The organism is Neorhizobium vignae, assembly GCF_000732195.1.
GTDB classification, from domain to species: domain Bacteria; phylum Pseudomonadota; class Alphaproteobacteria; order Rhizobiales; family Rhizobiaceae; genus Neorhizobium; species Neorhizobium vignae.
In genome coordinates, this window is record NZ_JNNU01000043.1 from 1 (window position 1) to 11,392 (window position 11,392).

At 58.9% G+C, this 11,392-nt stretch carries 6 protein-coding genes; all 6 read left to right on the forward strand.

Translation table 11 applies throughout. From position 1 onward, the window contains the following. The coding region (locus tag GQ59_RS32910; protein ID WP_207642200.1) for a hypothetical protein at positions 1–197 on the forward strand (197 nt) is incomplete at its 5' end. A gap of 97 nt (positions 198–294) precedes the next feature. Beyond that, entirely contained in the window at positions 295–1,677 is a 1,383-nt protein-coding gene (locus GQ59_RS30020) for a glycosyltransferase (protein WP_432762618.1), read from the forward strand. 68 nt (positions 1,678–1,745) lie between these two features. Beyond that, on the forward strand, positions 1,746–4,103 hold the full coding sequence (gene glf / locus GQ59_RS30025; protein ID WP_037088510.1) for a UDP-galactopyranose mutase: 2,358 nt from the start codon (positions 1,746–1,748) through the stop codon (positions 4,101–4,103). Next, complete coding sequence (locus tag GQ59_RS30030) at positions 4,096–7,335, forward strand: glycosyltransferase (RefSeq protein ID WP_432762619.1); 3,240 nt, start codon at positions 4,096–4,098, stop codon at positions 7,333–7,335. Before glf ends, GQ59_RS30030 begins: the two co-directional genes overlap by 8 nt. Continuing rightward, on the forward strand, positions 7,332–9,608 hold the full coding sequence (locus GQ59_RS30035) for a glycosyltransferase family 4 protein (protein WP_037088514.1): 2,277 nt from the start codon (positions 7,332–7,334) through the stop codon (positions 9,606–9,608). The genes GQ59_RS30030 and GQ59_RS30035 overlap by 4 nt, the downstream gene beginning before the upstream one ends. 1,069 nt (positions 9,609–10,677) lie before the next feature. Next, positions 10,678–11,289, forward strand: a complete 612-nt coding sequence (locus GQ59_RS30045; RefSeq protein ID WP_037088518.1) for a TetR/AcrR family transcriptional regulator — start codon at positions 10,678–10,680, stop codon at positions 11,287–11,289. Positions 11,290–11,392 lie beyond the last annotated feature (103 nt).

The following is an 11,392-nucleotide window of genomic DNA, read 5'->3' on the forward strand; positions in this document are numbered from 1 at the left end:
CCACCTCTCGGGACATCATCCGCTCGAGTCCACTTCCATCGGCCGGAAATCGATCGGCGACTGGCTTTGGTATCGACCATGCGGCGGTGGCAATAACGGCCAAGAACTTCTCCATCGGCCCCAGGATGCGGACTGCGAAGCCAAAACCATTCCCGCAGGGAACCGTTCCCGGCGAGTTTTTTCAACACCTTGCCTGATAGCGACTGGAACGGTTTTCCGATCTTCTTGTTAGCGTCTCGCGAGCAGATTTTCGATGCAGGCAAGATCGGGGGAGGGTGAAACTTTCATTCCCGAATGATGCCAGGTGCAACTTGCTCGCTCCTGACCGAACGCAAGCCAAGCGGAATTGAGACCCCCAACCAACCGTCATCACCGATTCGGACTCAACCGTTCCGTGAGCAGAGAGGCAACAGGCCGCAGGAGGATTTCGACCTGAACTATAACCCGCATGAGACGTACAAGGGCAATTCCGCGACCTCAGACAGTCACTCGGGTGAGGCCGAGACACAGGCAGAGCCAAGCGCTTCCGGGCTGCGCCGTATCGTCGTCATCAGTGACTTCCAGGATGGCGATTGGAGCACCCGTGAAGTCCCCTCTGCCGCATGGTTTGCCGATCAATGGATTTCCGGCTCGCGTGGAAATTCTCCCAGCCCGTCGCCGCCGCGGCAAGCCATAAAGGTCGATGGGGGGTATATAGAACGGCTTCCGCTTGCTGCGCTCCGAAGTGGCCTCGTAAATTGCGCGGAAGTTTGGACGCATTGGCGCGGCGACATGCCACCACCGGATTGGACGACCGGCAATCCGTTCCTTACACGCCGTGCCTTCCGGATGAACGGGCCCGATGCTCCCTTCGATTCGAACGACATGCTCGGTCATATCGAAGCCTTCGGTCCACCGTCGATCCTGTGTGTGTGGGGCCTTGGTGTCGGCGAAGATGTCCTGTCGGCGTGCCGCAGCAGCTTCAAGATCTACAACTCGATCGATGCGCCGGCACTTCGAATCCCCTTCGCGGTCAGCCGTCATTTCGATCTTGTCCTGACCGGCGCCGAGTGGCAGTCGGAGGAGGTGCGTTCGCGGCATGCCGATATACCGATCGCGATCATGCCGATCGGACCGGAATTTGCATCCGCGCAGACGTTCAGACCGCTGGGATTGCCGAAGATCTACGACGTGATCTATGTAGCAGCCGCTCAACCTTACAAACGGCACGATATTTTATTCAGCGCTCTCTGCAAGCTACCGCGTTCGCTTCGTACACTCTGCGTCTGCGGGTACGGGGAGATGATCGACCTGTTGTATCATCAGGCCAATAAGCTCGGTTTGAGTATCGACTTCGTCAGTCCGCCGGGCGTGCCGTTTGCCGAAGTCAATCGGCTTATGAATCAGGCCCGGATAGGGGTCGTCTGTGGGATCAACGACGGCGCGCCGGCCATCCTGACGGAGTATATGCTCGCCGGCATTCCCGTTCTTGCCAACAGTAAGTTGAGCTGCGGACTGCAATACATTACTCCGCAGACGGGCCGCACGGCTTCTGCCGAGGACTTTCACCAGGGCATTGAGGACATGCTGGGCCAGCTCGACACCTTTCATCCAAGGGAGGTCGTCCTCGCGAACTGGACCTGGCCGCATAGCGTCCAGAAGCTCAAACGCCTCATCGATAAAATTAGACCATTATAAAATTCCGCCATGCACAGGGAACCTTGGGCCAGCTAGCCGGTTGGGGTTCGGTCATTGCGAGGTGTTTGATGAATCTGCTGAGTTCGTTTCTGCAATCGCCAGATGTCATCTCACCCACCAACTCTCCCATGATCTGTTTTTCCCACTTGAGATGGGATTTCGTACTGCAAAGACCGCAGCACCTGATGCAGCGCTTTTCGCAGCAACGACGTGTCTTCTTCTTCGAGGAGTTTATCCCGACAGACCACCACCTTGCCTATCTGGAATTCCATACGTTTGAGGGAACCAGTGTCAAGGCGATCCGTCCTCGCGTTCCGCATTGGTGGAGCTTAGCGGAGCGCGAAATTGCGCTTGCCCGCCTGCTGGACGACCTGCTCGACCTGCATGGAAGCAAGCGACCGATCCTCTGGTTTTATACGCCGCTCATGTTCAGCTTTGCCAAGCGCGTCGATGCATCCGCCATAATCTACGATTGCATGGACGAACTGGCGAATTTCAAACTCGCTCCCCCGCATCTGAAGGCGGCCGAGCAGGCGCTGATTGAGCGGGCGGATGTGGTGTTCACAGGCGGTATCAGCCTCTATGAGGCCAAAAAAGACCAGCATGACAATATCCATCCTTTTCCTTCGAGCGTCGATACCCATCACTTCAGCGCGGCCCGCGGCCGCTTGTCCGACCCCTCAGATCAGAAGGCCATTCCTCACCCACGTCTCGGTTACTACGGCGTGATCGACGAGAGGCTCGATCTTGGCCTGGTCCGCTCCCTAGCGGCGGCGCGCCCAGACCTTTCATTCGTGTTCGTCGGCCCCGTGCTGAAAATTTCGCCTGACGACCTGCCGCGCGCGCACAATATCCATTATCTCGGACAGAAGGCCTATGGCGATCTCCCGGCCTACATTTGTGGCTGGGATGTCGCACTCATGCCGTTCGCGCTGAACGACGCCACGCGTTTCATCAGCCCGACTAAGACGCCGGAGTATCTGGCATCAGGCCGTCCAGTAGTCGGAACGCGCATCACCGATGTGGTGCGCGGTTATTGCGACGTGCCCGGCGTGTTCCTGGCGAACGGCCTCGAGGATTTCCTTGACGCCTGCAATGCCGCGCTCTCGCTCTCGCGGTCCGGTGACGGCTGGCTGCGCGGCGTAGACGAGGTTCTTGCACGATCGTCGTGGGACGCCACCTTTAACGCCATGTCGCTTCTGGTCGATCGCGCGGTCGCTCGAGAAATCGCCCCCCTTGCCGCTCCGGACAGATTTAGTCCACGCAGCCCCCTTCGCGCTAAGCCGGAAACCTACGATTACCTGATCGTTGGTGCCGGATTTGCCGGTTCGGTCATTGCCGAACGCCTGGCCGAAGACGGGAACAAGAAAGTCCTTGTTTGCGATAGGCGCCCCCACATCGCCGGCAATGCATATGATCACTATAACGAGGCTGGCATCCTCGTTCATAAATATGGCCCCCACATCTTTCATACCAATAGCAAAGATGTTTTTGCCTATCTTTCCCGTTTCACGGATTGGCGGCCCTACGAGCATCGGGTACTCGCCCAGATCGGCGAGCTGCGTCTACCCGTTCCGATCAACCGTACGACGCTGAACGGGCTCTACGGAATTGATCTTGCAAGCGAGGCTGCCGCCGCCCTCTTTCTAGCAGGTCGCGCGGAACCCTGTGATCCCATCCTCACGTCGAGGGACGTCGTTATCTCGCAGGTGGGCTCCGAGCTCTACCGGACGTTCTTCGAGGGTTATACTCGCAAGCAATGGGGTCTCGATCCGTCTGATCTTGACCGGTCTGTGACGGCACGCGTCCCGACCCGTACCAACCTAGACGACCGCTACTTCCTGGACACATTCCAGGCCATGCCGCTCGATGGATATACGCGCTTGTTCGAGCGCATGCTGGATCATGAGAACATTACCGTCATGGTTGGAACAGACTACGCCGATCTCCGGGGGGCGGGTCTTAGCCCGCACACGATTTTCACTGGCCCTATCGATGAGTATTTCGATTATCGTTTCGGCCGGCTGCCATATCGCAGCCTGGAGTTCCGGCACGAGACACATGACGCGAGACGGCTGTTGCCTGTCGGCGTCGTCAATTACCCCTCGGAAGAGGTGCCCTATACCCGGATCACCGAGTATAAGCACCTAACCGGCCAGGTACACCCCAGGACCAGCATCAGTTATGAATTTGCCTGTGCTGAAGGGGACCCATATTACCCCATTCCCCGTGCGGAAAACCAAGCGCTTTACAAGCAATATGAAGCTCTCGCACGTAAGCAGAACGACGTGACGTTCGTTGGACGGCTTGGCACATACAAATATTACAACATGGACCAGGTGGTTGGGCAGGCACTCTCGACCTATAGACGCTTGCAAAGGCAGCACGACGTCGGCGGAGCAATGGCCGATGTCCATCGTGACTGACAAGCCGCACATTCTCCTTGCCACCGACAGTCTCGACCCATCGGGAATGGGAGAGCACATGCTGGCGCTTGGCCGCGGTTTGACCGAGCGATGGGACGTCACGTTGTCACTGATTTGCGAGGACCGGGCAGGCTTGCTGCCGCGCGCCGCACGATATGGGCTTGGCATCAAGCTCGCTGACGACCATGGCGAATTTCGACGATGGTTGACGAAACGGAGAATCGACCTTCTCCACGTGCATGCGGGAATCGGGTGGGAGGGACATGAACTTGCACAAGCCGGAACGGCTGAGTGCATCCCGACCATTAGGACCGAACACCTTCCCTATCTCCTAACGGACCCTGAGCAACAGAAAGCTTACCACCTTCAGACCCAGAGGGTTTCCCACCATATTGTCGTTTCCAATGCATCACTGCAAAGCTACCGGAACCATGTCGCCAGGGGGCGCTTGACAGCGGTGGTGAACGGCATCTTTCCCTTCCAGTTCACGGGCCGATCAACCGACCTGAAGCGGGAGATGGGGTTGGAAGGCCAATTCGTCCTGCTGACTGTCGCTCGCTTCGCCGAGCAGAAGGATCACGCCACTCTCCTGCAGGCTCTGCCAGCTGTCCTCAATGTATATCCTGCTTTGGCGCTTCTGCTCGTAGGCTCGGGTGAGACGCAGAAGAATATCGAAAGGCTGACCACCGACCTGGATCTCGGCGGCCATGTGCACTTCCTCGGCCACAGGAGGGATGTTGCTGAGATCATGCGCATCGCGGACATCTTCGTGCTGCCATCGCGCTTCGAGGGCCTGCCCCTCGCTGTTCTCGAAGCCATGTCGCTCGGCATTCCCGTGGTCGCAACCCGGATCGGCGGGACCGTCGAAGCATTGGGCGAAGATCATGCCTTTTTCGCAGAACCGGGTGCCTCGGCCTCTCTCGCCGCCACCATTATCGCGGCGCTCGCCGAGCCCCGCCGCCTTGCGGCCGCTGGCGAGGCGGGTCGTCAACGATTCCAAGCGACGTTTTCTGCCTACCGGATGGCTGCGGAAACCGGCGCGATCTACGACCGATATCTCGGTGGGCTGGTCAAGCATATGCAAAAGGACACTTCCATGCAAAAGACGCGTCTGGCCTTTATCGGTGCCGGCGGCATCGCCCAGCGGCACCTGGACATTCTGGCCGGCTTCGACGACGCCGAACTCGTGGGTTTCGCAGACCCCGATCTCGGCCGGGCCGACCGTGCGGCGATGCGCTTCGGAGCAAGGTCTTTCCCACATCACCGCGAGATGCTGGATTCCCTCAAGCCCGACGCCGTCTATGTCTGCATCCCCCCCTTTGCCCATGGCGAGCCCGAGCGCGATCTAATCGAACGCGGGATCCCGTTCTTTGTCGAGAAACCGGTTTCGCTCGACCTCGCGACCGCCGAAGAAATCGCTGCAGCCATAACAAGCAAAAGCCTCATCACCGGTGTCGGATACCATTGGCGGTATCTCGACATTGTCGACGAAGCACGAGGCCTGCTTGCCAAAAACCCCGCCCAGCTTCTCTCCGGCTACTGGCTGGATTCGACCCCGCCGCCACAGTGGTGGTGGAGAGAGGACAAGTCCGGTGGCCAGATGGTGGAGCAGGCAATCCACCTCCTCGACCTTGTCCGTTTCCTGGTCGGCGAGGTTACGGAGGTCTACGGACGCGTCGGACACAAGGAAAGGCCGGAATTTCCCGGCCTCGACGTGCCGACGGTCACCACAGCAAACCTTACTTTCGAAACGGGCGTCATCGCCAACATTGCCTCCACGTGCCTGCTCGGCTGGAACCACCGCGTCGGGCTGCACATCTTCGCGGATCGGTTGGCCATCGAGTTGACCGACCGGGACATCATGGTGGATATAGGTCAAGGCCGACCTGTTCGTGGTGCTGAAGGGGATCCCGTATGGCGCGAGGACCGCGACTTCATCGACGCTGTACGCGGCGGCGAGAACCGCATCCGCAGCCCCTATAGCGAGGCACTTGCCACGCAGCGACTCGCTCTCGCAGTTATGTCTTCCGCCCGGATCGGAGAGCCGGTGCACCTTGAGGCGCCAGGGGTGTTGCGAAAGGAACTCGGCCCGCTGCGGTTTCAGCCCCGGTCCGAATCGCCGCAACGCCTCCCGCCGGGTCATCGCAAGGTGCGTTCTCTTGGCGTCGAAGCGCCAGGCCGTGCTTATTTCTTTGAGTACGATGAAGGGCCGCCAGCGGACGGTCAGGTTCGGCTCGACACGCTCTATACGGGCCTGTCTGCCGGCACCGAGCTGACGTTCCTCAAGCACACCAACCCCTATTTCCGTTCGCGTTTCGACGGCACGCTCGGTGTGTTCCGACAGGACGAGCCGGATCTGCATTACCCCGTTCCGTTCCTCGGATATATGGAAGTCGCGCAGGTGGCGGAGTCGCTGGTGGCCGGTTTCTCCAATGGCCAAGTCGTTGCTTCAGCCTATGCTCACAAGACTGGTCATACAGCAGACCCGTTTCACGACCTGCTTATCCCGTTGCCATCCACACTCGATCCATTGCTGGGCGTCTTCGTCGCCCAGATGGGACCGATCGCCGCAAACGGCATCCTGCATGCCGATGCCGAGGTGTTCGGGGCGCACGTACCGGCTCTTGGCGCCGGTGTGAACGGCCGCCCCATCATCGTCATCGGTGCCGGCACTGTCGGACTGATGACGGCGCTCTTTGCCCGATCGCTCGGTGCTTCCGACGTCATCATCACCGACCCCTCCGACTTCCGCCGCAAAAAGGCGCAGGCGATGGGCCTCACCGCCATGACGGAGGACCAAGCGTGGCAACATGCCAAGGCGCGGTGGCATGACGGCATGATGGGACGCGGGGCAGATCTGGTATTCCAGACGCGGGCGCATCCCGGCAGTTTGCACACGGCGCTAAAGGCCATGCGGCCACAGGGCACCGTCATCGACCTCGCCTTCTACCAAGGTGGCGCGGATCAACTGCGGCTCGGTGAGGAATTCCATCACAACGGACTAAATATCCGCTGCGCGCAGATCAACCGCGTGCCTCGCGGGCTGGCACCCCTCTGGGATCGGCGCAGGCTGGCCCATGCCACGGTGGATCTCCTGGCAGTCGAAGGTGCGTCCATCCGCGAACACATGATCACGCATGTCATTCCGATGGACGAGGCGCCGGCGTTCCTGACCGACCTGATCCAAAAGCGGCCGGAATTCCTGCAGATCGTATTCGAGGTGGGCAAGTGAGCGGAGATCTAGCACCTATCCAGATCCTGTTCGTCTTCGCCTGGTTGGTCATAGGTGGAGAGGAAACAGAAGTGCGGTTGCTGGCCAAGAGCCTGGACCGGAGGCGCTACCGCATCAATGTCGTTGCCTGCTTTAGAAAGCCCGGCATGCCGGAACAGACCCACGCGCAGCTTCGTTCGCTCGGCGTAGACGTCGATACCAAGCCCTATGAATTGTCGTTCGAGGATACGGTCAGCTATCTGGCCAACAAAATCCCCGGTTATGACATCGTGGTCTCCTGCCAGAATGTCGCCGATATCTATCCGGCGCTAGATCGCCTCCATCTTCGCCCGCCACTCATCGAACACGGCGGGCTTGTGTCAGAAGCACAGTCAGGACCCAAACATTTCACCAGCCGCTACGTCGGCGTCTGCCGCTCGATCCGAGACGCCGCCGCCTCCCGGATGCCGGGGCGCGAACAGTTCGCTCTCGAAATACCGTCGATGGTCGATCTTTCCGCCTACGATCCCGTGCAGCGGGACGGGATGCGCGCGCGTCTTGGTATGGCTGACGAAGACATTCTGATCGGCTGGATCGGGAGGCTCGATCCCAAGAAGAACGTTGAAGATTTCATCGAGGCCGCCGCGATAGTCACCATCGCGGAGGAGCGCGCCCGGTTCGTCATCGTCGGCGGGCCGGATGCCTTCCTGCCGGAATACGCTCGCGAGATGAAAGCGTTGGCGGCCAGACGGGGACTCTGTAGTGTGCTTCAGTTCCTTGGCGACCGGGAAGACATCCCCGGTCTTTTGTCAGCGTTCGATATCTTCGCCTGGCTTTCGCACGGCGAAGGAATGCCGCATGTTATCGCGGAAGCAGGTGCGGCCTGCCTGCCCGTCATTGCCACACCTGATAACGGCGCAATGCAGCAGATCGAAGCCGGAATATCGGGTCTGTTCGTTCCTTTTGGCGAACCCGCAGCCGTCGCCGCGCAGATGCGTCTTCTCATCGCCGATCCGTACCGCCGCCGTGCTCTTGGGTCCGCATTGCGGCAAAAGGTCGAAGCGAACTATTCCGCCGAAGTCGTGACGCCGCAATGGGAGCAGCTGTTCACCGACGTGCTCCGTGAGAGAAGGGCGGCAGCACCCACCGGATTGTTCAGGTCTTTCCTGCAGGGAGGATTCGAATGCTCTACCCATCGGCTGCGGCCAAGGGTTGGCGAGCCCGAAGGTCGGCGACTGGACATGATTTCCGCAATTGGCCATGACCGCCATACCGCACAGGACTATCGTCAACTGGCGCACTTCGGCATCCGTACAGTCCGCGACGGCTTCCGCTGGCATTTGATCGACAAGGCAGGCGAGTATGACTGGGCAAGCATTCGGCCGATGTTGCAGGCCGCTAAAGAAACGGAAACCCAGGTCATCTGGGATCTCCTACATTATGGCTGGCCCGATAATCTCGACATCTGGTCGCCGCGTTTCGTCGATCGGTTTTCCCGCTACGCCGCCGCCTGCGCCCGAATTGTCCGCCAGGAAAGCGATGTTATCCCGTTTTATTGTCCCGTCAACGAGATCTCGTTTTTCTCGTGGGCTGGAGGCGATGCTGCTTATCTCAACCCGTTTGCCAACGGACGCGGCTTCGAGTTGAAGGTACAGCTCGCACGCGCCGCTATCGCCGCCATGGACGCAATTCTGTCGGTCGATGCGCGCGCCCGCTTCGTTCATTGCGATCCCATCATCAACGTCATCTCCGATCCGTCGCGCCCGTGGGAAGACGGCGTCGCGAAGGGACATCACCAATCGCAGTTCCAGGGCTGGGATCTGATTTCCGGTCGGATGTGGCCGCAAATTGGAGGTGAAGAGCGCTACCTCGACATCGTCGGCGTCAACTACTACTTCAACAACCAATGGATCCACGGTGGATCCCCGATCGACATCGACCATCCAATGTATAAGCCACTCAGCAAGATCCTGGTTGAGACTTATGCGCGATATGGCAAGCCCATTCTAATTGCCGAGACAGGCATCGAAGCGGAGCGAAGGGCATCCTGGTTCGAATATGTTTCCGGCCAAGCGGAGCTTGCAATGCAGTCCGGTGTGCCGCTCGAGGGAATTTGCCTCTATCCGGTAGTTAACCACCCTGGTTGGGACGATGATCGGCCCTGCGAGAATGGGCTGCTTTCCGCAGATATTGCCATCTCTGGACGGGCCGTTCATCGACCCCTAGCAAATGCGATCAAATTAGCGCCATTAAAGGCGTGTCTGCAAACACACCCTCCCCGGCGGGGTGATTAATCAGGCATACGAGTGGCATAGTGTACCGTCCCCAAATCTGCCTCGTCGAGCGGCCTGACCTGCCCGCCTGGCCCAGGAACGCTCCGTCACCATCTGCAAGGCCTACGGTGGGCAAAAGGCTGCCCTTTTTGGACCGTCACAGCTACGGCCCGTCATCCGGCGCGTCTGGAAAGAGCGAGGTCAAGAAATCGTCCTCGAAGTACCTGGAGCTCCCTTAGGGTCCATCTGCGGCAATGAGAGCGTCACAGCCGCAGCCTCGGAAGAGAGCGTTATGTCGACGCAACCAACTTGACTCCGAGTCGCCCGTCGGCTCAGGCATTCCCAGCAACCTGGAAATTCGCCCTTTACCCAAGGGCGGAAGTGGATGGTAAGCAGATATGCGGTCGCCCATGTGTCTGGACGGAATGACACGCATACGGCGGCGGGCCAGCGTTTTACATTTAGAACGCGGACGCTGCTTCGGCCATTTTCCGCATCACGTCTAGTGATCCGATGGCAAGACTAAAAGTTGACTTAGACAAAGGTTTTCCATTGGTGGTTTATCGATCTTGTGCTTGCTGAACTTTGGTTTCCGCGCGATTAGCACCACGCCACGCTTTAAAAAGTATTGATCCCACGCTCGTGTGGCAATCCTTATTCCGACAGGAGACAGCCAAGGAGGTCCATGATATCAAATCCGACAACGGGCTATCTTACAATTCGAGATTTTCAATATGGGAACGTTGGCAAATCCGGACGTGAGTTCAGAGCTGCGCTAAAAGGGAGCTAAAGGGCGCAGCACGCTGCCTCAAGGGGAGGGCCTTTTCGCCGCGAAGGTCGGGCTACCAGGACATCGAGGTCGCCGGGCACACGCTTAAGTTCTTGCGATGCCCAGATCATCTCGTCTCGAAACTCAGCCTTCGACCATCCGTCCGCGCGAGCCAACAATAGGATCATTGGGTCAGAGAGGATTTCGTTGAGCGTCAGATCGTCATGCCGTGCCATTTCCAATCCTCTCGCGATCCTTGACTGAGCTACTGAGGGGTGTTACCGGTAAGTAACAGATAAACGTTACCGACCGGTCACACCCATGTCAAGTTCGGAATTTCCAGATAAAGCCGCCGATCTTTCTTCACCGGCGGCCATTCCTCCCCGTGAGCGCATCGTGTCTTCAGCGGCGGACCTTTTTCGAAAATTCGGGATTCGAGGGATTGGCGTTGACGCCATTGCGGAGGCGGCGCAGACGAACAAGATGACGCTCTACCGAAAATTCGGTTCAAAGGACGAGCTTCTTTGCGCGACTCTGCGCCAAGTGACGCAACGGGCGGGGGCGATCTGGGACGAGCTGGAGAGAGAGTTCTCAGGAGACGCTGCCGCGCAATTGAAGCGATGGGTCGACTTCCAGGTGGAACGTCTGGAGCAGGAACCCGGTGGTTGCGATCTGGCGAACGCTGCCGTCGAGCTGCGTGACAGCGATCACCCGGCCCACGCGGTTGTTCAGGAATTCAAGAACTCCCAGCGCAACCGACTCGCGGCGGTATGCGAGGCAGCAGGTTCGTCGAACCCAGAGCTGCTTGCGGACACGTTATCCCTTCTGCTTGAAGGCGCTCGCGTCAGCGTCCAGACAAGTGGGCCTGAAGGGTCGAGCAGACGGTTCAGGGAGTCGTGCGAGGCGACTATTGCGGCTCTTTCATCGAAGTAGCATTTTGCTGTTCCCGCAGCGATCAACTATTTTGTTCACAGCCGCAGGGGCATGCAGAAACATTACGTTTCTCGATCTGATCGCAAGCCTTTCATTGCCAGCT

Coding starts and splice junctions, on each gene's coding strand:
- GQ59_RS30020 (WP_432762618.1), top strand. CDS start 295: ATGATGCCAGGTGCAACTTGCTCGCTCCTGACCGAACGCAAGCCAAGC.
- GQ59_RS30045 (WP_037088518.1), top strand. CDS start 10,678: ATGTCAAGTTCGGAATTTCCAGATAAAGCCGCCGATCTTTCTTCACCG.
- glf (WP_037088510.1), top strand. CDS start 1,746: ATGAATCTGCTGAGTTCGTTTCTGCAATCGCCAGATGTCATCTCACCC.